General features: G+C 73.6%; 21 protein-coding genes and 1 pseudogene. 9 read left to right on the forward strand and 13 right to left on the reverse strand.

What is annotated here, in order from left to right; translation table 11 throughout:
- The first annotated feature begins 117 nt into the window (after window positions 1–117).
- Window positions 118–2,358, forward strand: a complete 2,241-nt coding sequence (locus ACYVPE_RS08770) for an MMPL family transporter (protein ID WP_461032877.1) — start codon at window positions 118–120, stop codon at window positions 2,356–2,358.
- 106 nt (window positions 2,359–2,464) lie between these two features.
- On the opposite strand, the gene ACYVPE_RS08775 is transcribed toward ACYVPE_RS08770, so the two are convergent.
- The 7 genes from ACYVPE_RS08775 to ACYVPE_RS08805 form a co-directional block, all read right to left on the reverse strand.
- Complete coding sequence (locus ACYVPE_RS08775) at window positions 2,465–3,697, reverse strand: sensor histidine kinase (RefSeq protein ID WP_461032878.1); 1,233 nt, start codon at window positions 3,695–3,697, stop codon at window positions 2,465–2,467.
- A 186-nt stretch (window positions 3,698–3,883) separates the two neighbouring features.
- Window positions 3,884–4,360: a ribonuclease E activity regulator RraA gene (gene rraA, locus ACYVPE_RS08780; RefSeq protein WP_461032879.1), complete on the reverse strand. Its 477-nt coding sequence runs from the start codon at window positions 4,358–4,360 to the stop codon at window positions 3,884–3,886.
- 34 nt (window positions 4,361–4,394) lie between these two features.
- Window positions 4,395–5,033 (reverse strand): 3-oxo-tetronate 4-phosphate decarboxylase, encoded by a 639-nt coding sequence (gene otnC / locus ACYVPE_RS08785; protein WP_461032880.1) that lies wholly within the window; start codon window positions 5,031–5,033, stop codon window positions 4,395–4,397.
- Window positions 5,030–6,313, reverse strand: a complete 1,284-nt coding sequence (gene otnK / locus ACYVPE_RS08790; RefSeq protein ID WP_461032881.1) for a 3-oxo-tetronate kinase — start codon at window positions 6,311–6,313, stop codon at window positions 5,030–5,032. Before otnK ends, otnC begins: the two co-directional genes overlap by 4 nt.
- A gap of 73 nt (window positions 6,314–6,386) precedes the next feature.
- Window positions 6,387–7,472, reverse strand: coding sequence for an isocitrate/isopropylmalate dehydrogenase family protein (locus ACYVPE_RS08795; RefSeq protein ID WP_461032882.1), 1,086 nt, complete (start codon window positions 7,470–7,472; stop codon window positions 6,387–6,389).
- Window positions 7,473–7,544: 72 nt separating this feature from the next.
- The gene (locus ACYVPE_RS08800) at window positions 7,545–8,381 is read right to left on the reverse strand and encodes a sugar phosphate isomerase/epimerase family protein (RefSeq protein WP_461032883.1); all 837 of its coding nucleotides are present in this window, start codon (window positions 8,379–8,381) and stop codon (window positions 7,545–7,547) included.
- Window positions 8,378–9,052, reverse strand: coding sequence for an aspartate/glutamate racemase family protein (locus ACYVPE_RS08805; protein ID WP_461032962.1), 675 nt, complete (start codon window positions 9,050–9,052; stop codon window positions 8,378–8,380). Before ACYVPE_RS08805 ends, ACYVPE_RS08800 begins: the two co-directional genes overlap by 4 nt.
- 342 nt (window positions 9,053–9,394) lie before the next feature.
- On the opposite strand from ACYVPE_RS08805, the gene ACYVPE_RS08810 reads away from it, so the two are divergent.
- Window positions 9,395–10,690, forward strand: a complete 1,296-nt coding sequence (locus ACYVPE_RS08810; protein WP_461032884.1) for a CitMHS family transporter — start codon at window positions 9,395–9,397, stop codon at window positions 10,688–10,690.
- A gap of 19 nt (window positions 10,691–10,709) precedes the next feature.
- Here ACYVPE_RS08810 and ACYVPE_RS08815 read toward each other — a convergent pair whose 3' ends face one another.
- On the reverse strand, window positions 10,710–11,450 hold the full coding sequence (locus tag ACYVPE_RS08815; RefSeq protein ID WP_461032885.1) for a FadR/GntR family transcriptional regulator: 741 nt from the start codon (window positions 11,448–11,450) through the stop codon (window positions 10,710–10,712).
- Window positions 11,451–11,566: 116 nt separating this feature from the next.
- Between ACYVPE_RS08815 and ACYVPE_RS08820 the strand changes: the two genes are divergently transcribed.
- The 5 genes and pseudogenes from ACYVPE_RS08820 (at window position 11,567) to ACYVPE_RS08840 (ending at window position 16,115) form a co-directional block, all read left to right on the forward strand.
- Complete coding sequence (locus ACYVPE_RS08820) at window positions 11,567–12,172, forward strand: helix-turn-helix domain-containing protein (protein WP_461032886.1); 606 nt, start codon at window positions 11,567–11,569, stop codon at window positions 12,170–12,172.
- Window positions 12,173–12,274: 102 nt separating this feature from the next.
- The gene (locus tag ACYVPE_RS08825) at window positions 12,275–13,153 is read left to right on the forward strand and encodes a methyltransferase (RefSeq protein WP_461032887.1); all 879 of its coding nucleotides are present in this window, start codon (window positions 12,275–12,277) and stop codon (window positions 13,151–13,153) included.
- A 131-nt stretch (window positions 13,154–13,284) separates the two neighbouring features.
- Window positions 13,285–15,075, forward strand: coding sequence for a thiamine pyrophosphate-requiring protein (locus ACYVPE_RS08830; protein WP_461032888.1), 1,791 nt, complete (start codon window positions 13,285–13,287; stop codon window positions 15,073–15,075).
- A gap of 42 nt (window positions 15,076–15,117) precedes the next feature.
- Window positions 15,118–15,414 (forward strand): annotated as a pseudogene (locus ACYVPE_RS08835) (FAD-binding oxidoreductase); the annotation flags it as partial.
- A 458-nt stretch (window positions 15,415–15,872) separates the two neighbouring features.
- Window positions 15,873–16,115: a hypothetical protein gene (locus tag ACYVPE_RS08840; RefSeq protein ID WP_461032889.1), complete on the forward strand. Its 243-nt coding sequence runs from the start codon at window positions 15,873–15,875 to the stop codon at window positions 16,113–16,115.
- Window positions 16,116–16,167: 52 nt separating this feature from the next.
- Here ACYVPE_RS08840 and ACYVPE_RS08845 read toward each other — a convergent pair whose 3' ends face one another.
- From ACYVPE_RS08845 to ACYVPE_RS08855, 3 genes are all read right to left on the reverse strand, one after another.
- A complete protein-coding gene (locus ACYVPE_RS08845) occupies window positions 16,168–17,010 on the reverse strand; it encodes a DMT family transporter (protein ID WP_461032963.1) in 843 nt (280 codons plus the stop codon).
- Window positions 17,011–17,072: 62 nt separating this feature from the next.
- Entirely contained in the window at window positions 17,073–18,506 is a 1,434-nt protein-coding gene (locus tag ACYVPE_RS08850) for an MFS transporter (protein WP_461032890.1), read from the reverse strand.
- 95 nt (window positions 18,507–18,601) lie between these two features.
- The gene (locus ACYVPE_RS08855) at window positions 18,602–19,048 is read right to left on the reverse strand and encodes an Rrf2 family transcriptional regulator (RefSeq protein ID WP_461032891.1); all 447 of its coding nucleotides are present in this window, start codon (window positions 19,046–19,048) and stop codon (window positions 18,602–18,604) included.
- A gap of 182 nt (window positions 19,049–19,230) precedes the next feature.
- Here ACYVPE_RS08855 and ACYVPE_RS08860 point away from each other — a divergent pair, with 182 nt between their 5' ends.
- Together ACYVPE_RS08860 and ACYVPE_RS08865 are read left to right on the forward strand one after the other, a co-directional pair.
- On the forward strand, window positions 19,231–19,704 hold the full coding sequence (locus tag ACYVPE_RS08860; RefSeq protein ID WP_461032892.1) for a carboxymuconolactone decarboxylase family protein: 474 nt from the start codon (window positions 19,231–19,233) through the stop codon (window positions 19,702–19,704).
- 25 nt (window positions 19,705–19,729) lie between these two features.
- Window positions 19,730–20,653 (forward strand): RNA polymerase sigma-70 factor, encoded by a 924-nt coding sequence (locus ACYVPE_RS08865; RefSeq protein ID WP_461032893.1) that lies wholly within the window; start codon window positions 19,730–19,732, stop codon window positions 20,651–20,653.
- Between the two features lie 14 nt (window positions 20,654–20,667).
- On the opposite strand, the gene ACYVPE_RS08870 is transcribed toward ACYVPE_RS08865, so the two are convergent.
- Window positions 20,668–21,360, reverse strand: a complete 693-nt coding sequence (locus ACYVPE_RS08870) for a class I SAM-dependent methyltransferase (protein ID WP_461032894.1) — start codon at window positions 21,358–21,360, stop codon at window positions 20,668–20,670.
- 71 nt (window positions 21,361–21,431) lie between these two features.
- Window positions 21,432–22,187: an IclR family transcriptional regulator gene (locus ACYVPE_RS08875; RefSeq protein WP_461032895.1), complete on the reverse strand. Its 756-nt coding sequence runs from the start codon at window positions 22,185–22,187 to the stop codon at window positions 21,432–21,434.
- Window positions 22,188–22,209: the final 22 nt, after the last annotated feature.

The raw sequence follows: 22,209 nt of genomic DNA on the forward strand, positions 1-22,209 counted from the left end.
GGGACAAGGCCGAGCGGACCGTGCGGCGCGGCAAGGCGCTGAGCCCGACCTACGTCACGAAGGCGGAGTTGTGCTCCAATTCGACAACCAACGGATCGGGCTCCCGGGCGGGAGCCGATGAGCGGGATCGCGCGGTGGTGCTTCCGGCACCGGTTCATCGTCATCGGCGGGTGGTTGCTGCTCCTCGCGATCCTGGCGGGCGCCATGAGTGCCGCGGGCGGCGCCGCCTTCTCCGAGGAGTACAGCCTGCCCGGCACCGAATCGACCAGGGCCGGGGAGCTGCTGGCGTCACAGTTCGAGCGCGCCTCGGGCGACACGAGCACCATCGTGCTGCACGCGACCAGCGGCGAGGTGACCGATCCGGCCGTCCAGGCCGACGTGAACCGGATGCTGGCCCGGGTGGCCGAGGTGCCCGAAGTCGGCGCGGTGGCCAGCCCGTTCACCCCGGAAGGGGCGGCGCAGGTCAGCGACGACGGCAGGACCGCCTACGCGACGATCACCTTCACCGAGCAGAAGCAGAACCTGGACGTCGACAACATCCAGCAGGTCGTGGACCTGGGCTCGGAGCTGCGCGGCGACACCTTGCGGGTGGAGTTCGGAGGGGCGGCGATCGGGGAGCTGGACAAGCCCTCGACATCGAGCAGCGAACTGATCGGCCTCCTGGCCGCGGCGATCGTCATGCTGTTCGCGTTCGGGTCCTTCGTGGCGATGGCCATCCCGATCATCGCCGCGATCCTCGCGCTGGGCGGCGCGATTCTCTCGATCGACCTCCTCACCCAGGTGATGAGCGTCCCCAGCACCGCCCCGATCATCGCGGCGTTCATCGGGCTCGGCGTCGGCATCGACTACGCGCTGTTCGTCGTCGCCCGCTACCGCAACGGCATCCGGGCCGGGCTCAGCCCGGAGGAAGCGACCGTGGCAGCCATGAACACCTCAGGCCGGGCGGTGATCTTCGCCGGCGGTACGGTCGCGGTCGCGATGCTCGGCCTGCTCATGCTCGGGTTCAGCATCCTGTCCGGGATCGGACTGTCGGCGGCGATCATGGTGGCGTTCGCCGTCGCGGTTGCCGTGACCCTGCTGCCGGCCCTGTTCGCGCTGTTCGGCATGCGGGTGCTCAGCGCCCGCCAACGCGCCCGGCTCGAGAGCGAGGGGCCGAGTGCGGCCCAGGTCTCCAGGGGGTGGGACCGGTGGGCCGGATTCGTACAGAAGCGGCCGGTGCCGCTGACGATCATGGCGACCGTGCTCATGATGGTGCTGGTGATCCCGTTCTTCTCGATGCGGCTGGGGTCCTCCGACGCCGGCAACAACCCGGAGGAGACCACCACACGTCAGGCCTACGACCTGCTCGCCGACGGCTTCGGCCCCGGACACAACGGCCCGCTGCTGCTGGTGGCGGAGGTCCCGTCCCCGCGGGCCGCGACCGCCTTCACCCTGCTGGGAGAGGAGCTCGAGACCGTTCCCGGGGTGGCGTCCGTACAGGTCCCTCCGGTGGCGCCCGACGCGAAGGTGCGGACCATGCGGGTCATCCCCACGGCGTCCCCGCAGTCGGAACAGACGTCGGACCTCATCGACACGCTGCGCGACCGCGTGATCCCCGCTCACGAGGAGGCCGGGCTCGCCGTCCACGTCGGCGGGCTGACCGCCGTGCACAAGGACTTCGCGTCCGCGCTGAGCGGCAAGATGCCGCTCTTCGTCACCATCGTCGTCGTCCTGGGATGCCTGCTGCTGATGCTCGCGTTCCGCAGCGTGCTCATCCCGCTCACCGCGGCGGTGATGAACCTGCTCTCGGCCGGCGCCGGGTTCGGCATCGTGGTCGCGGTCTTCCAGTGGGGCTGGGGCTCGTCCGCCCTGGGCGCGGGCCCGGCCGGGCCGGTGGAGTCGTTCCTGCCGCCGATGATGCTGGCCGTCCTGTTCGGTCTCTCGATGGACTACGAGGTGTTCCTGGTCAGCCGCGTCCACGAGGAATGGCTCCACACCGGCGACAACAACCTCGCCGTCCGGCGCGGCCAGGCCGCCACCGGCCAGATCATCACGGCCGTCGCGATCATCATGATCTGCGTGTTCACGGCCTTCGTGTTCATGGGCATGCGGATCATCGCCGAGTTCGGGCTCGGCGTGGCCGTGGCCATCCTGCTCGACGCCCTGGTGGTGCGCACGATCCTGGTACCGGCGGCCATGCAGCTGTTCGGGAAGTGGAACTGGTATCTGCCCAGGGCGGTCGACCGCGTCCTGCCCCACGTCTCCGTCGAGGGGCCGGCCGACGCGCCGACCGGCGGCGAACGGATCCACGACCCGGGCCCGGCGGATGACCGGAGTCCGGTTCTGACGGTCCTCACCGACAAGAAGCCCGGCGCCTGACGCCGAGGCCGCCCCGGCCATCGCGGACCGTGCCGCCTTCCCGGCCCAGGGGAAGGCGGCACGGTCCGCGATGCGCCGTGCCGCACCGGCCGTGCGGTCGACCGTCCTACATGGGGGTGGGATTCGCCGTACGCAGCAGTGCCTGGACCCGGAAGCCGTTGCCGTGCGGGCCGGCGCGCAGGTGGCCGTCGAACAGGGCCGCTCGCTCGCGCATGCCGATCAGCCCGTGACCGGCCGTGGTGGCGGGCTCGGCGGCGGAGCGGAGTGCGGGGGCCTTCCGGCGGTGTGGCTCGGCGGGGCCGCCGTCGGTGACCTCGATGACCACGTCCTCGGCGCGGTACTCGATGCGGAGGGTGGCCTTGGTCGGCCCGGCGTGGCGTACGACGTTGGTGAGGGCCTCCTGAGCGATGCGATACGCCGACAGGTCCACCGCGGCGGGCAGCGGGCGGGCCGTGCCGCGGATGTCGAGGCGCAGGTCGATGCCGGCACTGCGGATCTGGTCGGCCAGCGCGGCCGTGTCGGCCAGCCCGGGGGTGGGAGTGAGCGCGGGGTCGACGGCGTCCTCGTGGCGCAGCACCTCGACGAGCAGCCGCATCTCGTGGAGGGCCTGGCGGGTGGTGGTCTCGACGATGCCGAGGGTCTCCACCACCTGGGCCGGATCGCTGTTCATCACCATGCGCGCGACACCGGCGCGTACCGCGATGAGACTCATCGAGTGCGCGACGATGTCGTGCAGTTCGCGGGCGATGACCAGGCGTTCGTCGATGGCGGCCTGGCGGACGCGGGCGGCGTGCTGACGTTCGCGTTCGGCCTCCTGCTCGGCCGTGGCGATGATCCTGTCCCGGTGCTCCCGTGCGGCGAGGCCGGCGAACCAGCCGACGCAGACGATCGCGACGTTGGCGAAGAGCACGGCCAGCCAACTCGAGGAGACACGCCCGATGCTGATCCCGGCGGCCATCAACAGGCTGGCGGCACCGGGGCGGACCCACCAGAACACGCGTTCCGCCGTCCCCGCGGTGGTGTAGGCGGTGACGGCGACGCAGACCGAGACCTGCGGTGCGCCGCCGAGCGCGGCGACCACGAAGGCACAGAGCGACGCCACGGCGAACGACGGGCACGGACAGAGCCGGCGGGCGGCGACGGCGAGAGCGGCGAGGACGATGCCCGCGGTCCGCAGCACGTGCTCGCCTTCGTCGGCGGGGTGGGCGCCGCTGAGGGCGTCGGCCCAGAGCAGACCGACGCACAGCAGCACGGCGAGCGCGACGTCGAGGAGGACCAGGGGGTGCGGTCGCCCGGTGAGAAATCGCCGAACCTGCCGTACTGGAACGATGCCGGACACGCCAACAGGCTACGCACGGGGAGGGAGCCGGTCGTCGGGTCACGGTCGGGTTCACCACGTGCATCGCCGGCTGTACGCGGGCGGGCAGTACATCTCTGGTCGTACCCGAAGGTCGTACCCGCGGCCGCGGCGCTGCCGCTGCTCCACAGCACGCGTTCCGCGTAGCGCCGGCGGCCGCCGGGAGGGTCAGGGGGTGAGGAGGGCCACGCCGTCGTCGTCGGCGAAGAGGTGGTCGTGGGGGTGGAAGGTGACGCCGCCGAAGGTGACGGGGACGTCGACGGTGCCGGTGCCCGTCTTGGCGCTCTTGCGCGGGTTGGTGCCCAGGGCCTTGATGCCGAGGTTCAGTTGGGCGAGGGCGAGGCTGTCGCGGACGGCGCCGTGGATGATCAGTCCTGACCAGCCGTTGTCCTGGGCCGCGCCCGCGATCAGGTCGCCGACGAGGGCGGTGTGCAGGGAGCCGCGGCCGTCGACGACGAGGACGTGGCCGTCGCCCGGGGTGCGGAGCAGTTCGCGGAGGAGGGCGTTGTCCTCGTGGCAGGAGACGGTGCGGACGGGCCCGTGGAAGGTGTGGTGGCCGCCGTACTGGCGGAACTGGGTGTCGCACACGCGCAGTCGGTCGCCGTGCGCGTCGTAGAGGTCGGCGGTCGCGGTGATCTCGGTCATGGTCGCTCCGGGAGCGGGTGGGGTGGCGTGGTGGTCAGCGGGCCAGCGCCGCGGCCTGGTCCGGGGTGAGGGGGCGGGTGGGGTGGCCGTGGAGCAGCAGGTACAGCTTGGCGGTCTCCTCCAACTCCTCGACGGCGTCGGCGGCCTGTTCCAGCGTGGCGCCGGCCACCACCGGGCCGTGGTTGGCGAGCAGCACGGCGTGGTGGGCGGCGGCCGTGCGCTCGGCCAGTGGTTCGAGCCGGGCGTCGCCTGGGGCGTGGTAGGGCAGCAGCGGCAGGGTACCGACGCGCATCGCGTAGTAGGCGGTGAGCGGCGGGAGGGCGTCGGCCGGGTCGAGGCCGGCGAGGCAGGAGACGGCGGCGGCGTGGGTGGAGTGCAGGTGGACGACGGCGTGCGCGGTGGGGCGGGCGCGGTAGAAGGCGGCGTGCAGGAACGCCTCCTTGGTGGGGGGCGGCCCGTCGAGGTGGCGGCCGTGCGGGTCGGTGCGGGACAGCTCGTCCTCGGTGACGGTGCCGAGGCTGGAGCCGGTGGGGGTGAGCAGCAGGCTGCCGTCGGTGAGCCGCACCGAGAGGTTGCCGGTGGAGCCGTGGGTGAGGCCCCGCGCGAAGAGGGACCTGGCGGTGCGCACGATGCGGGCGCGGGCGGCGGCGGACTCGTCGGGGTGGGCGGTCACGTGGGCTCCTTGACGGGGGTGGTCACCAGGGCGCGGACGAAGAGGTCGGGGGCGCCGAAGTTTCCTGACTTGAGCATGAGGGCGAGGTCGTCGGCGTACGTCCAGGGCACCCCCGGGTCGATCTCCTCGCCGACGAGGACGGCGCGGACGCCGAGGGCGGTGGTGACGGCTCCCGAGGTCTCGCCGCCGGCGACGAGCAGCCGGCGCACGCCGCGTTCGACGAGCCGGACGGCGAGCGTGCCGAGCAGGTCCTCGACCTGGGCGGCGGCCTCGGCGACGCCCAACGCGTGCTGCACGGCGGCGAGTTCGTCGGGGGACGCGGAGGCGTGCACGAGGACGGGCAGGTCGGGGTCCTGGGCGTCGTACCAGGCCATGGCCTCGCCGGCGACGTCGCGGCCGACGGCGGCGGCGAGCACGTCGAGGTGGTGGGTGGGCAGCCCCGCGGCGTAGAAGTGGGCGATCTGTTCCAGGGTGCGGGCCGAGCAGCTGCCGGCGAGTACGGCGGCGGGTCCGGCGGGTGGGTGGGGCTCGGCGGTGGCGCGGGCGACGCCCTGGTAGGCGCGGCCGAGTCCTTCGGCGAGCCCGGCGGCGCCGGTGACGACGGGGAGTTCGAGCGCGGCGGCGCCGAGCACGGCGAGGTCGTCGTCGGTGAGGGCGTCGGCGATGACGTGTCGCACGCCGTCGCGGCGCTGGGCGAGGACGGCGTCGCGGACGGCCTGGACGCCGTGCCGGACGGTGGCCAGCGGGACCAGGCCGACGCGGTGCCTGGTCTGGGCGGCGAGCAGTCGCGGCAGCGAGGAGTCCGTCATGGGGTTGAGCGGGTGGTGGCGCAGCGGGGAGTCGGACAGCAGTTGGTCGTGGACGAACAGGTGGCCCTGGTAGACGGTGCGGCCGTTGGGTGGGGAGGCGGGGCAGGCGAGGGTGACGTCGGCGCCGGCGGCGGCCAGGAGGGCGTCGCTGACCGGGCCGATGTTGCCTTCGGGGGTGGAGTCGAAGGTGGAGCAGTACTTGAGGTAGGTCTGGGCGGCGCCCCGGTCCCAGAGCCAGCGTTGGGCGGCGAGCGAGTCGGCGACGGCCCGCGCGGCGGGCGCCGAGCGGGACTTGAGGGCGACGACGGCGACGTCGCAGTCGGCGGGCAGCTCGGTGTCGGGTCCTGGCACGCCGAAGACCAGGGCGGTGCGCAGCCCGGCGCGGCGGAAGGCCGCGGCGACGTCGGTGCCGCCGGTGAAGTCGTCGGCCACGCAGCCGATGCGCAGGGTGCGCGGGGTGCGCGCGGTCATGGCGGGGCTCCTCGGGGGTGCGGGGCGGGGGCCGGTGCCGCGGCGGGGGTCGGCGCCCCCGCCCCGGCCGGGGTCAGTCCTGGCCGGCGCCGGAGCCGATGGCCTCGATCACGGCGGCGGTGAACTCGGTGGTGGAGGCGGAGCCACCCAGGTCGCGGGTGGCGGTGCCGCCCGCGATCGCGGCGGCCACGCCGGCCTCGACGATCCGCGCGGTCCTGGCAAGCGCCGCGTCCCCGTGGCGGGCGGCGAGCCATTCGAGGAGCATCGCGCCGGAGAGGATCATGGCGACCGGGTTGGCGATGTCGCGTCCTGCGATGTCCGGGGCGGAGCCGTGCGAGGCCTGGGCCATGGCGCGGTCGGCCGAGGCGTTGATGGAGGGGGCGGTGCCGAGCGAGCCGGAGATCTCGCCGGCCAGGTCGGAGAGGATGTCGCCGAACATGTTCTCGGTGACGATGACGTCGAAGTCCTGGGCGCGGCGCACCAGGTGGACGGTCATGGCGTCGATGTGGAAGTCGTCGACCCGGACGTCGGGGTACTCGGCGGCGATCTCCTGGCAGACGGTGCGGAAGAGGCCGGTGGTGAGCTTGAGGACGTTGGCCTTGTGCACGATGGTGAGCTTGTTGCGCCGGGAGGCGGCGAGGTCGAAGGCGACGCGGGCGACGCGCTCGGTGGCCTCGCGGGTGATGATGCCCATGGCGATCGCGGTGTCCGGCGTGGGCATGAACTCGCCGGTGCCGGCGAAGGTGTTGCGGTCGGCGTAGAAGCCCTCGGTGTTCTCGCGGACGATGACGAGGTCGGCGTTCTCGCAGACGGCGCGGGCGCCGGGGAAGCTCTTGGCCGGCCGGATGTTGGCGAAGAGCCCGAAGTGCTTGCGCAGGGTGCCTGACGGGTTGAGCGCCGAGCGGTGCGGCTCCGGGTAGCCGACCGAGTCGTGGGGGCCGAGGAACCAGCCGTCGAGGTCGGCGAGGGCCCGGGTCGTCTCGTCCGGGACGGGGGTGCCGTGGGACTCGATGGCGGTGGCGCCCAGCGGCAGCGGGACCCAGTCGACGGTGACGCCGGTGGCGCGGCCGGCGGCGGTGGCGATCTCGACGGCGGACGGGACGATCTCGGGGCCGATGCCGTCGCCCTGCAGGACGCCGAGGCGGTAGGTGGTGCTCATCTCCGCTTCCCTTTCGGTGAGTGGGTGGTGCGGTGAGTTGGTGAACGGGTGGGTGTGGTTGGCGTCCATGGGTCACGCCGGCGTGCCCGCAGCGTCGTGCAGGGCGGTCCAGGAGCGGGCGGCGGCCAGGGGGCTGTCGTCGTCCTGGGTGTGTTCGAGGGTCAGCCAGCCGGTGAAGCCGGCGTCCCGCAGCGCCCGCAGCAGGGGCGGGAGTCTCAGGTCGCCCAAGGGCAGCGGGCCGCGGCCGGTGGCGGCGGCGAGTTGCAGGCAGTGGGTGGCCCCGGCGTGGTCGCGGACGGCGGCGACCGGGTCGAGCCGTTCGCGCGCCAGGTGGTGGGTGTCGAGGGCGAGGCCCGTCCGGCAGTCGAGGCCGGCCGCGAAGGCGAGCGCCTCCTCAGGGGTGTGCCACAGCGAGGTGTTCTCGCGGCACTGGGGTTCGAGCAGCAGCGTGCCGCCGAGCGCGGCCACCTCCTCGGCGAGGCGCTGAACGGCCGTTTCGGCCCAGTGGCGTTGGAGGTCCTCGAGACCGCGCAGGAACGTGCCGCGGGTCTGGCCCAGGGTGAGTGGGACGCCGAGCGCCGCGGCGAGCCGGGCGGCGCCGAGCAGCCGGTCGAGCGCGTGGCGGCGCACGTCGGGCGCGGGGTCGGTGAGGGTGAGCCGGTCCTGGGTGGCGATCGGCCCGGTGGCCAGCGCGAACACCCTCAGGCCCGGGGTCTCGACGGCCTTCGCCAGGGCCCGCGCGGCCCGCGCGTCGACGTCGCGCACCTGCACCTCGACGCCGTCGTAGCCCAACTCGGCGAGCGCGCCGGCGGCCTCGGCCAGCGGCGCCAGGAAGCCGAGCGGCACCGGCGCGTGGCAGTCGTCGGAGGAGACCGTGTAGGCCAGCGGCCATGGCGGCCGGGCGGTCACGAGCCGGCTCCGGTGGGTTCCCGCACGGAGCCGAGCAGCAGGCCGCGCAGTTCGCGGGCGGCGGCGCCCGCGCCGTCGAGCACCGGGACGCCGAGCGCGGCGGCGAGTTCGGGGCCGGCCGGCGCCAGCGAGTACTGCGCGAGCAGCACGGCCGGGACGTCGTCGGCTCCGGCGGCGCGGACCGCGTCGGCCAGGTGCCTCGCGGCCTCGGCCGGGGTGCCGGCGGTGGCGGCCGGCTCGCTGAGCACGGTCACCACGTCCACCGGCCGGCCGGGACGGATCTCGGGGGCCAGCGCGTCGAGTTGGGCGACGGCGGCCGGCACGGCAGGCGGGGTGGACGCGACCACCGCGAGGCGGTCGTGCGGGCCGGCGAGCGCGGACCTGAACATCGCCTCGTCGGCCTTCAGCACCGGCAGGCCCCACAGCACCCGGGCCGTGTCGACCACCTCCCCGTAGGAGGAGCAGGTCAGCAGCAAGCCGTCGGCGCCGCCGTGCACGGCGTGCGCGACGAGCCGGAGCATTCTGCGGTGCAGGGCCCTGGTGAGGCCGCCCTCGGCGAGGGCGTCGTCCAGGAGTCGGTCGTCCAGCAGGTTCCACACCCGGGCCTCGGGGAAGTCCCGCGCGAAGGCGTGGTTCGCGATGCGGGCTCCCGCGGGCACGGCGTGGATCATGGCGATCACCGGTTGGCTCTCCCTCGCCCGACGTCCGCTCACCTGGGTTTCCCCTCTTCCGTGGTCGGCGGGGACCGGAGCGGTCCCGTGGCCGTGTGGCCACTGTAAAGAGCATCCGGTAAACCGGTCAACCGGCTACCCTCTTCCGAAAACATCTCACCCGTGACCTATTGACGTGCCGGGCGGGAGTCTAGTTACCTACCGGACAACCGGTTTACCGGTAGTCCGACGGCCGACCGTGGCGCGCTCACTCCCTGGCGGCAGCACCAGCCAGGAGGGGCCCCGCCCGGGCCGACGCCGCCACCGTTCCGGCGGCCCGCCTCCCCGCACCAAGGAGCAACGATGCTCGCCGTCCTCGGCTTCGCCACGTTGGGCAGCTTCATGCTGCTCGTGATGCGGAAGTACCTCTCCGCGTTCACCGCCATCATGTTGACCCCCATCGCCGCCGCGCTCGTGGCCGGCGAGGGCCGCCGGCTCGGCGACATGATCATGAGCGGCCTGGAGACCGTCGCGCCGACCGCGGTCCTCCTGCTCTTCGCCGTCCTCTACTTCGGCCTGATGATGGAGGCCAAGCTCTTCGAGCCGATATCCCGGCTGATCATCAGGGTGTCCAAGGGCGACCCGGTCCGAATCTGCGTCGGCACCGCCGTCTTCGCGCTGGTCGTCGCGTTGGACGGGGACGGCACCACGACGTACATGATCGTCTGCTCCGCGTTCCTGCCGATCTACCACCGGCTCGGCATGAACCCGCTGATCGCCGCCGTCCTCGCCGTCATGGCCCTGGGCACCGTCTCCGGCACCACCCCCTGGGGCGGCGCCGCCACCCGCGGCATCAGCGTGCTGCACCTGGACGCCACCGACTACTTCGTCCACATGATCGGCCCGATGGTCCTCACCTCGCTGACCATCGTGGCCGTCGCCTACTGGCTCGGACGGCGCGAGCGGCGCAAGCTCGACGCCGGGACGCTCGCCGCCTACCGGGCGGAGATCGCCAGCGGCGAGGGCGTCGAACCGGTGCGCGCCGACTGGCGGTTGTGGTTCAACACCGCGCTCACCGTGGCGCTGCTGGTGCTGCTCGTCCTGGAGGTCGCGGAGTTGGTCGTCCTCTTCATGGTGGCCTTCGTCATCGCCCTGCTGGTCAACATCCGCGCCGTGGACGCCCAACAGGAGCTCGTCAAGCGGCAGGCCGCCAACGCCGTGCCGGTCGTCATGCTGGTGCTGGGCGCCGGCGTCTTCACCGGGGTCATGACGGACGCCGGCATGATCGAGCAGATGGCGGACGCGACGCTGGCCGTCGTGCCGGACTCGATGGGCAACCTGGTCCCGCTGTTCACCGCGCTGCTGGCGCTGCCGCTCGGCTTCTTCATGTCGAACGACGCCTACTGGTTCGGCGTGGTCCCCGTCCTCGCCGAGTCCGCGGCGCACTACGGCACCGACCCCACCGAGATCGCCAGGGCCGGCGCCATCGGCCAGATCCCGCACATGATGGGCCCCACCTCAGCCCCGCTGTGGGTGCTGCTCGGCCTGGTCAAAACCGAGCTCGGCGACTTCCACCGGTACGCGCTGCGCTGGGGGATCCCCGTCTCCCTGGCCTACATCCTGTTCGCCGTGGTGACGGGCGCGATCAGCGTCACCTGACGTGGTGGGTGGCGGCCGTTCAGCTGCCGGCGCCGGCCTCGATGTCGGTGTCGGTGTCGGCCAGGGCGGCGCGCAGGCGTTCCGTCGCGCCGGCCATGTGGCCGGCCATCGCCTCGCGCGCCGCCTCGGGGTCGCCGCGTTCGATCGCCTCGAAGATCGGCACGTGGTCGTCGTAGGCGACCCGGCGGCTGCGCGTCGGCCCGGTGCGGTGGATCCAGCCGCGCTGGATCATGGACCGGATGCCCTTGAGCATGTCGCGCAGCACCAGGTTGCCGCAGACGTCGGCGATGGCGGCGTGGAAGGCGGTGTCGGCCTCGGGGAAGTCGGCGTCCGGCGCGTCCCGCATGGCGGCCAGCCGCTCCCGCAGCAGCGCGACCCCGGCCTCGTCGCGCGCGGCGGCGGCCAGCCCCGCGACCACGACCTCCAACTCGGCTCTGGCCCGCAGCAGATCCTCGGCCCCGCGCTCGCCCAGCACGAGCCCCAGCTCGAACAGCCGGTACAGCACGTCGGAGTCGGGCCCGCGGAAGTAGGTGCCGCTGCTCTGCCGGATCTCCAACAGGCCGAGGAAACCGAGCGACTTGATGGCCTCCCGCACCGTCGGCCGGTTGACGCCGAGCAGCTCGGTCAGTTGACGCTCGGACGGAATGCGCTCCCCAGGCCGCACCTCGCCGGACATCAGATAGTCGATCAGGCGCCGCGACACCTCGGACGCCAGCGGCTCACGCGGCTCCAACCTGATCTTCGACAGCTCGCTGCTCATGGCCCCACTTCCCCTCGGCTGCCCCGATCCTACTGGGATCGGACAACCGGTAAACCGGTCTCCCCGGCGCCGGCCACCGACGGCCCGCCGTGCGGTGCCGGCATACCATGATGCGCATGGCGCAAGGCGAGGGCGAGCGGGACGGCGAGCTGGACAGCCTGGTGCGCGGGCGGCTCCGCGCGCTGCGGGTGGCGCAGGGCCTGTCGCTCGACGAGCTGGCCGCCCGCGCCAACCTCAGCCCCTCCACGCTCAGCCGGATCGAGACCGGCCGGCGCCGGCTGGCCCTCGACCAGCTGGCCGTCCTCGCGCGTGCGCTCGACACCTCCCTCGACCAGCTGGTGGAGAAGGCCGCGGACGACGTCGTCTCCAGCCCGACGATCGACGCGGCCCACTCGCTGATGCGCTGGTCCATCAGGGCCGAGCCCGGCATGGCCGTGGTGCGTCAGCGGATGACGGACCCGCCGCCCGAGAGTCCGGCGCGGCTGCGGGCGCATCCGGGCCGTGAGTGGCTCGTGGTGCTGTCCGGCACCGCGATCCTGCTGCTCGGCAACCGCCGGCTCCGGGTCGAGACCCACCAGGCCGCCGAGTTCCCCACCATGCTGCCGCACGCCATCGGCGCCGACGGCGGCCCGTGCGAGATCCTGGGCGTCTTCGACCGCGACGCGCGCCGCGGCCACCAGCGCGGCGAGGGCGGCATCCGAACGCCCCGCCCGGCCGCCTGACCGCGGGCGCCGCTTGCGCTTTCGGCAGCGAATCGGGGCATCGTCTTGCGCTTCGCGAAACCGGGCCGGCGGGCGCCGGGCGACCGCCCTAGCGTGGCGCGCATGACCCACTCCACGCCGCACCAGGCACCCCACGACGCACCCGCGCACGCGCACACGCACACGCACACGCACACGTCGGAAGCCGACCAGCCGGAGATGCTCGACCTGGGCGCGGAGGCGCTCGGCGAGCACCTCGCCGCCATCGTCCGGTGGCTGCCGGTCCAGGACGCCCCGCGCCGGATCCTCGACCTGGGCTGCGGCACCGGCGCCGGCACCTTCGCGCTCCTCGCGCGCTTTCCCGAGGCGCACGTCACCGCCGTCGACTCCTCGGCCGCCCACCTGGACCGGCTGCGGGCGAAGGCCGACGCCCTCGGCGTAGCCGACCGCGTGCGGACCGTCCACACCGACCTGGACGGCGAGTGGCCGGACCTCGGCACCGCCGACCTCGGGTGGGCGTCCGCCTCCCTGCACCACCTGGCCGACCCGCCGCGCGGCCTGCGCCGGGTCCACGACACGCTCGCGCCCGGCAGCCTGTTCGCCGTCGTCGAACTGGCCGGCTTCCCCCGCTTCCTGCCCGAGGACGCCCCGGCGGACGCCCCAGGCCTCGAGGAGCGCTGCCACGCCGTCGGCGACCGGCACCACGCCGCGCGGATGCCGCACCGCGGCGCCGACTGGGGGCCCATGCTCGCCGCCGCCGGGTTCACCGTCGAGGACGAACGCACCCTCGCCGTCGCCATCGAGGGCAGCCGCTCCCCCGCCGTGCGCCGCTACGCCCTGGAGAGCCTGCGGCGCCTGCGCGGCTCGGTGGCCGACGCGCTCTCGCCGGGCGACCTCGCCGCGTTCGACAGGCTGCTCGACCCCGAAGCCCCGCACGGCGTCCAGCACCGCGGCGACCTCACGATGCGCACCGAGCGCACCGTCTGGGCCGCCCGCCGCTGACCCGCTCCCGGGGTCGCCGGCCGAGTCCCGCCGACCGGCGGGACCTGGCCGGCTGTGTTACCACGGAGGAAGGGCCTTCAGGCCCCCAGCTCACGTTTGATGCCGTGTGTGCAGACGAATGGAGCCGTCTCATGGGCATGAAGGTGGCGGACTACGTACTGGCCAGGCTGCGCGAGTGGGACGTGGAACACGTGTTCGCCTACGCCGGGGACGGCATCAACGGGCTGCTGGCCGCGTGGGGGCGGGCCGGCAACGAACCGCTGTTCATCCAGGCCAGGCACGAGGAGATGGCGGCGTTCGAGGCGGTCGGCTACGCCAAGTTCTCCGGGCGCACCGGGGTCTGCGCCGCGACCTCGGGCCCGGGCGCCATCCATCTGCTCAACGGCCTGTACGACGCGAAGCTCGACCACGTGCCGGTGGTGGCGATCGTCGGGCAGACCAACCGGAGCGCGATGGGCGGCTCGTACCAGCAGGAGGTCGACCTGCTGTCGCTGTTCAAGGACGTGGCGTCCGACTACTGCGAGATGGTCACCGTCCCCGAGCAGCTGCCCAACGTCATCGACCGCGCGTTCCGCACCGCCGAGGCGCGCCGGACCGTCACGGCCGTGATCATCCCGGCCGACGTGCAGGAGCTGGAGTACACCGCGCCGGGCCACGCGTTCAAGATGGTGCCGTCCAGCCTCGGCGCCTCGCACAGCGCGCCGGTGCCGGCCCCGGCGGACGTGGAGCGGGCCGCCGCGCTGCTCAACGCGGGCGAGAAGGTGGCGATCCTCGTCGGCCAGGGCGCGGCCGGCGCCCACGACGAGGTGATCGAGCTGGCCGACCGGCTCGGCGCCGGCGTGGCCAAGGCGCTGCTCGGCAAGGACGTCCTCTCGGACGAACTGCCGTACGTCACCGGCGCGATCGGGCTGCTCGGCACCCGGCCCTCCTACGAGCTGATGCGGGACTGCGACACGCTGCTGGCGATCGGCTCCAGCTTTCCCTACACGCAGTTCCTGCCCGGGTTCGGCCAGGCCAGGGGCGTGCAGATCGAGCTGGATCCGCACATGGTCGGCATGCGCTACCCGTTCGAGGTCAACCTCGTCGGCGACGCCAGGGAGACGCTGCGCGCGCTGCTCCCGCTGCTGAGCCAGCGGAAGCACGGCGCCTGGCGCCGCGACATCGAGCGGAACGTGGCCCGTTGGTGGCAGGTGATGGAGCGGCGCGCCACCACCGAGGCCGACCCGATCAACCCGGAGCTGGTGGCGCACGTCCTCTCGCAACTGGTGCCCGAGGACGCCATCCTCTCCGCCGACTCGGGGTCCTCCGCCAACTGGTACGCGCGGCACCTCAGGTTCCGCGGCCGGATGCGCGGCTCGCTGTCCGGGAACCTCGCCACCATGGGCCCCGGCGTGCCGTACGCGATCGGCGCGAAGTTCGCGCACCCCGACCGGCCGGCGATCGCCCTGGTCGGCGACGGCGCGATGCAGATGAACGGCCTCGCGGAGATGATCACCGCGGGCAAGTACTGGCGGGAGTGGCACGATCCCCGGCTGGTGGTCGGGGTGCTCAACAACCAGGACCTCAACCAGGTCACCTGGGAGATGCGGGCGATGTCCGGCGCCCCGCGGTTCGAGCCGTCGCAGCGCATCCCCGACGTGCCCTACGCCGAGTTCGCCCGCTCGATCGGCCTGCACGGCGTCCGCGTGGAGAGCCCGGACGGCGTGCGGGACGCCTGGCGCGAGGCGCTGGCCGCCGACCGGCCGACCGTGCTGGAGTTCGTCACCGACCCGGCGATCCCGCCGATCCCGCCGCACGCCACCTGGGAGCAGGCCGAGTCCACGGCGACGGCCCTGCTGAAGGGCGACCCGGACCGCGCGGACGTGGTGAAGCGCGGCCTGGTGCAGAAGGTCCAGGAGTTCCTACCGTTCGGCCGCGGCTGAACGCGGTCCGGCACAACGCTCGGCGGGAAGGACGGCGGTCCGATGAACAGGCGTCCGGCGCGCGATCCGGAGCCAGGCGACTTCGCCGGCCTCGACACCCGCCGGCTGCGGGCGGAGTTGACCGCCCGGGTCGACGGCGAGGTCAGGTTCGACGCGGGCAGCCGGGGCGCCTACGCCACCGACGCCTCCAACTACCGGCAGGTGCCGATCGGCGTCGTCGTGCCGCACACCGTCGAGGCCGGCGCCGAGGCCGTCGCCGTCTGCCGCGAGCAGGGCGCGCCGGTACTGTCCAGGGGCGGCGGCACCAGCCTGGCCGGCCAGTGCACCAACGTGGCGGTGGGCCTCCTTCCTGCACGGCGCCCCCGGATCAGCGCCCGCAAGGTGAAGTGCCCGATGTCCCGCTACGGCGCCAAGCCCAACGATGACCGTCCGCTAACCAGCCGTTCCCTCACACATCTGGACATCACCGTCCTCGCCGCCTCCGAGCAACCAGCCTGCCTACCTGCGCATCCCACCGACACCGGGCGACGCGCACAGGTCTTCCGGCTCCTGACAGACTTCCCCAGCCGGGACTGGACTCCCGCCCAAGTCGCCGGCGCCTTGAGGATCGAACACCTTCGGAGCCTCGCAGCGCAGATGGGTCAATGGCTCGCGCAACAGTTCCTGGTCAGGACCGGCCAAGGGCGCTACCGGCTGCACCCGCAATGGTCCCAAGATCCAGGTCAACCAGCGGATCTCACCGATTCGACAACCGCCCTCGCCGCCTAACTACGCGGCATTGGCTTTTTCCCGGGTCGTTGACCTGCCGCACCCAGATCGACCAGTCCGACATCGGCCGCCGCGCCATGCACCTGGCCGAGGCCCTGGCCCTCGGCCTGCCGGGCGGGCCGGCGGCGCCGATCGACCTCCCCGAGCTCGCGGCGGCGCCCCGTCCCGAACTCCGGCACGCGGACGGGCCGCTCGTCACCGCGGCCCTCACCGCCGCGGCCCTGGCCACCGCGGCCCTCACCTCCCTCAGGTCACGCGCCGGCGGCCGGTAGCGTGTCGCGAACCCGCGCCGCGATCGAGAGCGGCGGCGCGCCGGACCCGCGGTCACGCCGCCGGGGGCTCCCCCGGCGGCGCCGGTGGCTCGCCGAAGCGGCTCAGGGCGAGCGCGCCCGCGACGGCGACGGCGAAGCCCACGACCGCCAGCGGTACGAGGCCGTCCCGGGTGCGGTCGCCGAGCCAGCCGACGCCGATCAGCGCCGGGCCCACCGTCTCGCCGACGACCATGCCGCCGGTCGCGGTGGTCACCGAGCCGCGTCGCAGGGCCGAGGTCAGCAGCAGGAACCCCGTCGCGCCGCCCGCGAGCAGCGCGTAGAGCGCCGGGTCGGCGAGCAGCCCGGGCAGCGCGAGCGAGTCGACGAGCCGGACGGAGACCTCCACCACGCCGAACCCGCAGCCGGAGCCGAGGCCGAGCACCAGGGCCCGCGGCCCGGCCGGCAGCCGGCCGGCCACCGCGCCCACGGCCAGGGCGCCGACCGCGGCACCGAGCATCGCCCAGCGCAGCGCGTCGGAACCCGACCGGTCACCCTCAGGACCCGCGGCCAGGCCGATGAGCGCCAACCCGACGCAGACCGCGGCCACCGCGCCCCACTCGGCGCGCCCCAGCGAGAAGCGCATCAGCCGCGCCCCGACCACGGCGGTGACCGCGAGACTCGCCGCGAGCGCCGCCCCGACGGCGTAGATCGGCAGGGTGCGCAGCGCCACCACCTGGAGCACGAAACCCGCGCCGTCGAGGGACAGCCCCAGCAGGTAACGCCACTGCCGCACCGCCCGCAGCAGCAGCGCCGCGTCGACGCCCGACCCGCTGCCGGGCGCGGCGTCGCGGGCGGCCACGGCCTGGAGGACGGAGGCGGTGCCGTAGCAGACGGCGGAGGCCAGGGCGCAGATCATCCCGAGGAGCACGAGGGCACTCTAGGCAGCGCGATGACCGCCGACCTGGCCCCCGCGCCCGGCTACCCGTTGGCGCGGGCCGGGGCGGGGGCCGGGGCGGGGCGCAGCCGGGTCGCGACGAGCAGGGTGAGGACGACGACCGCGGCCATGGCCAGGAAGACGTCGGAGTAGGCGGCGCCCTCGTCGCCCGAGTAGAGGGGGTTGACGGCGCCGCCGCCGCTCTCCCGCCGCGCGGACAGCAGCACGCCGAACACGGCGGGGCCGGTGCCGGCGCCGAGGAACTGGGCGCCCTGGAGGACGCCGAGGCCGACGCCGGCCTGGGCGGGCGGCAGTTCGCCGGCCACCGCGCCGATGATGGTGGTCATCACGAGCATGAAGCCGACGCTGAGCCCGAGGATCCCGACGCCGGCGGGGAGCACCGAGGAGCCGCCGGCGAGGGTCGAGAGCCAGAGCGAGAACAGCCCGATCAGGGCGAGCCCGGCGAGCACCAGCGGGCGGGCGCCGACGCGGTCGGCGAGGCGGCCGATCAGCGGCGAGAGCAGGGCCACGGCGACCCCGGCCGGGATCATGACCAGCGCGCCCTCGGCCGGGGTGAGGCCGTTGACCTCGACGACCAGCAGCGGGACGAACACCAGCCCGCCGAGGTTGACGACCATCGCCAGGAAGACGACGAGGAGGCCCGTCCGGTAGACGCGGTTGCCGAACAGCGCGGGCGGGACGAAGGGTTGCGCGACGCGGGCGGTGCGCCACCCGAAGAGCGCGAGCGCCACCAAGGCGACGACCAGGCTGCCCCAGGCGAGGGGCGCGGCGAAGCCGGCCACCTGGGCCCGGGTCATGCCGAACAGGACGAGGCCGGCGCCGAGGCCGAGCAGCAGGCCGCCGGGGAGGTCGAGCGGTCCCGTGCCGGCCGGGGACTCGTCGGGGAGCACCCGCAGCGCGGCGGGGAGCAGCAGCAGCGCGAGCGCCAGCATGATCCAGAACAGCGCGGGCCAGCCGAGCCAGTCGCCGACCCCGCCGCCGACGGCCGGCCCGGCGGCGGTGCCGATGCCGGCGCCGGCGGAGACCACGCCGATCCCGACGCCGCGCCGGTCGGCCGGCAGCAGCCGGGTGACGGCGATGATCGAGAGGACGGGGATCGCGGCCGCGCCGACGCCCGTCACGATCCGCCCGGCCACGAGCGCGGGCAGGCTGGGGGCGACCGCGCAGAGCAGGCTGCCTGCGGCGTAGGTCAGCAGGGCGAAGGCGAAGAGCCGGCGCAGGCTCACCCGGTCGGAGACCCGGCCGTAGAAGGGGATGCCGACCGAGAACATCAGCAGGAAGCCGGTGACCACCCAGGCGAGTTCGGCCTCCGAGGCCCCGAAGTCGGCCCCCATCGCGGGGAGCATCAGATTGACCATGTCGCTGGCGGTGACCGTGACCAGGATCGCCGCCATCAGCACCGCGAGCAGGGCCGTCCCCCGGTCGGTCGGTGTGGTCGTCGTCGCCGTTGATGTCATGCGCCACGTCTCCTTCTGGACAGCCCGAACCGCCACCACGGCGGTTACATTTTGGGCGGAAGAAAGGCGGAGGCCGTGCCTCCGCCGTCGATCGGTCAGTGCTCCTGTCGCGCGACCTCGCGCTCGATGTCCAGCACCCGGCTGGCCAGGTGGGCGACGGTGGTCCGGCCGAGCCGCTCCTCCATGGCCCGCTCGGCGCTCCGGAACTCGACCTCGAGCAGGTGCTGCATGTTGCGCCCCACCGCGCACGCCTCGCTCGGCGGATGCGGATGCCGCGAGAGGACAGGCCCGGCCTCGACGGCGGCGTACGCGTCGTAGAGCGTGATCTCGCGCGCGGGGCGGGCCAGCGCCCAACCGCCGTTGCGCCCCTCGGTGGACCGCACCAGGTCGGCGTCCCGCAGGTTGCCGAGGATCCGCCGCACCAGGACCGGGTTGCTCGCCAGACTGTCGGCGATCTCGGCGGAGGTCAGCGTGCGACCGTCCCACCGCGCCAGCATCGTGAGCGCGTGGATCGCGACCGCGCTCCTGCTGCTGACCCCCACGACGCCCCCTTTCCAGGCCGACGCGCCCCGCCGACCGAACTGACACCAGGCTAGTATCAGTTTGATCCGCGGGTCAATCCCGGCGCCGGACCGGCGAGACGCGGGTCACACCCGCCCGTGTCACAGGGGATCGGGCTGCCTCGTCTCGGGGGATGACAGCGCGAACGACGAAGGAGCCCACCATGGAAGCGCGACTGAACTACTTCGCCAGCCCGACCGCCGGCAAGGTGCTCAAGTACTTCATGTCGGCCGGCCGGGCGCTCAGGGAGACGACGCTGCCGGCCGCGACACAGGAGCTGGTGTCGTTGCGGGTGAGCCAGATCAACGGCTGCGCCGGCTGCCTCGACATGCACAGCAAGGAGGCGGCCGCCGCCGGCGAGACCCCGGTGCGGCTGAGCCTGGTGGCGGCCTGGCGCGAGGCCACGGTCTTCACCGAGGCCGAGCGCGCGGCGCTGGCCCTGGCCGAGGAGGGCACCCGGGTCGCCGACGCGGGCACCGGCGTCAGCGACGAGGTGTGGGCGAACGCCACCAAGCACTACGACGAGGAGCAGCTCACCACCCTGGTCATCCACGTCGCCTTCCTCAACGCCGTGAACCGCATGAACATCATCAGCCGACAGCCGGCCGGCGACTACCAGGTCGGCCAATTCCACTGACACCGTCGACGACCGGAGGTTCGGTATGGACAAGGTCGAGGAGTTCGAGGAGCTGCGGCCGCTGCTGTTCTCCATCGCCTACCGGATCCTCGGCAGCGTGGGCGAGGCCGAGGACGCGGTGCAGGAGACCTGGCTGCGGTTCGACGCCTCGCCGACCAGGCCGGAGTCGACGAAGTCCTTCCTGTCGGCGACGGTGACGCGGATCGCCATCGACGTGCTGCGCTCCGCCCGGGTGCGGCGCGAGGCGTACGTCGGGCCGTGGTTCCCGGAACCGCTGCTCGACGACCCCTACCAGGACCCGGCGCGGTCCGCGGAGTTGGCCGACTCCGTCTCGATGGCGGCGCTGCTCCTGCTGGAGCGGCTGAGCCCGCTCGAGCGGGCGGTGTTCGTGCTCCGCGAGGTCTTCGGCTTCGGCTTCGACGACGTCGCCTCGGCCGTCGGCCGCTCCGAGCCCGCCTGCCGCCAACTCCTGGTCCGCGCCCGCCGCCACATGGCCGCCGGCCGCCCACGCTTCGCGGCCGACCGGCGCGAGCGCCAGGAGCTGGCGACCCGCTTCCTCGACGCCCTCGCCAACGGCGACGTCGAAGGGCTCCGCCAACTCCTCGCCGCCGACGTACAACTCATCGCCGACGGCGGCGGCCAGGCCCCCCAACTGGCCAACGCCATCACGGGCGCGGACAGGGTGGCCCGCGTCCTGGGCACCGTCTACCCCCAGATGAGCCGGATCGACATCACCTTCGCACCCCACGACGTCAACGGCCAACCCGGCGCGATCTTCCACGACCACGCCGGCCGGGTGCTCCACACCCTCTCCCTCGACGTCCTCGACGGACGGATCCAGACCATCCGCACGGTGATCAACCCCCACAAACTCGCCCACCTGGGCCCCGTAGCCGACGCCTGGGCCCTCGACCGCGCCGTAAAACAAGCCCGCCGCACGACGAACTGACCCGGCTCCGGCCCTCAGCGGCCGCGGTCCGCCGCGACAAGCAGGGTGTCGGCGTTCCGTGGCCCTTCGCCGGAGGCGGGCAGCACGTCGACGGTGGCGTCCGTCAGTCCTGCCTCATCCAGCAGCTTGGTCCACACGTGTTCCTGGAGGACCCAGCGGCGCATCGTGGTGGGCCGCCCGTCGGGGCCCTTCGCCGGGATGTCGGCGTGCGTGACGTCGGTCTCGGCCGGCTCGCCGCCCACGTAGTGGGCGAGGGTCGAGAACACCAGCCGCCCGCCCGGCCGCAGTGCGGCGGCCACCGCCGGCAGCAGGTCACGTGGGTCGGTGAAGTCGAGGGCGCCGAAGACGCTGTACAGCACGTCGTACCGCTCCCGACTCGCGCGCAGCCGGGTCACGACGTCCCCGTGGACGAGTCGCAGCCGGGGGGCGAGGGGTCCGTAGATGTCGGTGGCCATCGTGTGTTGCCCGACCGAGGCGTCGATCGCGTCGACGCGTTCGGGCCGGTGGTGGTCCGCCAGGTGCGCGGCGTGCCGCCCGGCTCCGGCACCGAGGTCGGCGACTCGGCGGCCGGTCAGGTCACCCAGCACCTCGGCGCCGGGTCCGTCCTGTTGGCTCCAGTCCCAGTGGAACGTCTCGGGCACGACGCGGTCGGTGGCGGCGCGGACGCGGCCGTAGTGATGCCAGAGGTCTGGGGTACCGGTGGTCACCCGCCTCATCCTGACCGACGCCGCGAGGCCACGGGCGGGTTCTACGGAGTCTCACCCAGGTGGGCCCGGAGTCAGCCGGCCAGTGCCGTGGAGATGGCGTGGGAGGCGGTGGTGAGGGCCGCCACGATCTCGTTGAGGCGGTGGGGGGAGTAGCGCACGCTCGGCATGGAGACGGCGACGGCGGCGATCGTGTCGCCGTCGGGGGCGGTCACGCCGCGGCCGACGGCGACGACGCCGCGTTCCGAGCGTTCCAGGTTGAGTGCCACGCCGCTGCGCCTGACCGCGCGGAGTTCGGCGCGGAGCTTGGTCAGGTCGGGGCGGTCCTCGGCGCCGCCGTAGAGCGCGGTCAGTTCGTCGTCGTCGAGGGTGGCGAGCATGACCAGGCCGCCGGTCACCTGGTGGGCGGGGAAGACCATGCCCTCCCGCTTGCCGACCCGGAGCGCCTGGTCGCATTCGACGGAGGCGATGAACCGCACGGTGCGGCCGGTGCGGACGCTGAGGTTCGCGGTCTCGTCGAGCACGTCGACGAGGGCCCGCATCGGGCCGAGCGCGGCGGCCCTGAGTTCCGCGACGTCCGAGCGGGTCTGGGCGGCGAGTTCGAGGACGGGGCCGACGCGGTAGCTGCGGTCGTCGTCGTTCTGCACGGCGAAGTCCCGGTAGACGAGGGTGGAGAGCAGCCGGTGGGCGGTGGAGCGGGCCACGCCGAGGCGGGCGGCGGCCTCGGAGACGGTGAGCGGGCCCTCGACCTGGAGGATCACCGCGAGGCGCAGCGCGTGGTCCACGCTCGTGACGCCGTACGGCGGCGGGCTCTTCATCGGTCTGGGCACGACGGTCCTCCCTCGGTACCAC

It is taken from the genome of Streptomyces mayteni (assembly GCF_054783955.1).

Bases quoted from the DNA above. Each gene is read 5' to 3' on its own strand.
- ACYVPE_RS08770 (WP_461032877.1), top strand. From the start codon at position 118: ATGAGCGGGATCGCGCGGTGGTGCTTCCGGCACCGGTTCATCGTCATC.
- rraA (WP_461032879.1), bottom strand. From the start codon at position 4,360: ATGACCGAGATCACCGCGACCGCCGACCTCTACGACGCGCACGGCGAC.
- otnK (WP_461032881.1), bottom strand. From the start codon at position 6,313: ATGACCGCGCGCACCCCGCGCACCCTGCGCATCGGCTGCGTGGCCGAC.
- ACYVPE_RS08795 (WP_461032882.1), bottom strand. From the start codon at position 7,472: ATGAGCACCACCTACCGCCTCGGCGTCCTGCAGGGCGACGGCATCGGC.
- ACYVPE_RS08805 (WP_461032962.1), bottom strand. From the start codon at position 9,052: ATGATCCACGCCGTGCCCGCGGGAGCCCGCATCGCGAACCACGCCTTC.
- ACYVPE_RS08810 (WP_461032884.1), top strand. From the start codon at position 9,395: ATGCTCGCCGTCCTCGGCTTCGCCACGTTGGGCAGCTTCATGCTGCTC.
- ACYVPE_RS08815 (WP_461032885.1), bottom strand. From the start codon at position 11,450: ATGAGCAGCGAGCTGTCGAAGATCAGGTTGGAGCCGCGTGAGCCGCTG.
- ACYVPE_RS08820 (WP_461032886.1), top strand. From the start codon at position 11,567: ATGGCGCAAGGCGAGGGCGAGCGGGACGGCGAGCTGGACAGCCTGGTG.
- ACYVPE_RS08825 (WP_461032887.1), top strand. From the start codon at position 12,275: ATGACCCACTCCACGCCGCACCAGGCACCCCACGACGCACCCGCGCAC.
- ACYVPE_RS08830 (WP_461032888.1), top strand. From the start codon at position 13,285: ATGGGCATGAAGGTGGCGGACTACGTACTGGCCAGGCTGCGCGAGTGG.
- ACYVPE_RS08845 (WP_461032963.1), bottom strand. From the start codon at position 17,010: ATGATCTGCGCCCTGGCCTCCGCCGTCTGCTACGGCACCGCCTCCGTC.
- ACYVPE_RS08850 (WP_461032890.1), bottom strand. From the start codon at position 18,506: ATGACATCAACGGCGACGACGACCACACCGACCGACCGGGGGACGGCC.
- ACYVPE_RS08860 (WP_461032892.1), top strand. From the start codon at position 19,231: ATGGAAGCGCGACTGAACTACTTCGCCAGCCCGACCGCCGGCAAGGTG.
- ACYVPE_RS08865 (WP_461032893.1), top strand. From the start codon at position 19,730: ATGGACAAGGTCGAGGAGTTCGAGGAGCTGCGGCCGCTGCTGTTCTCC.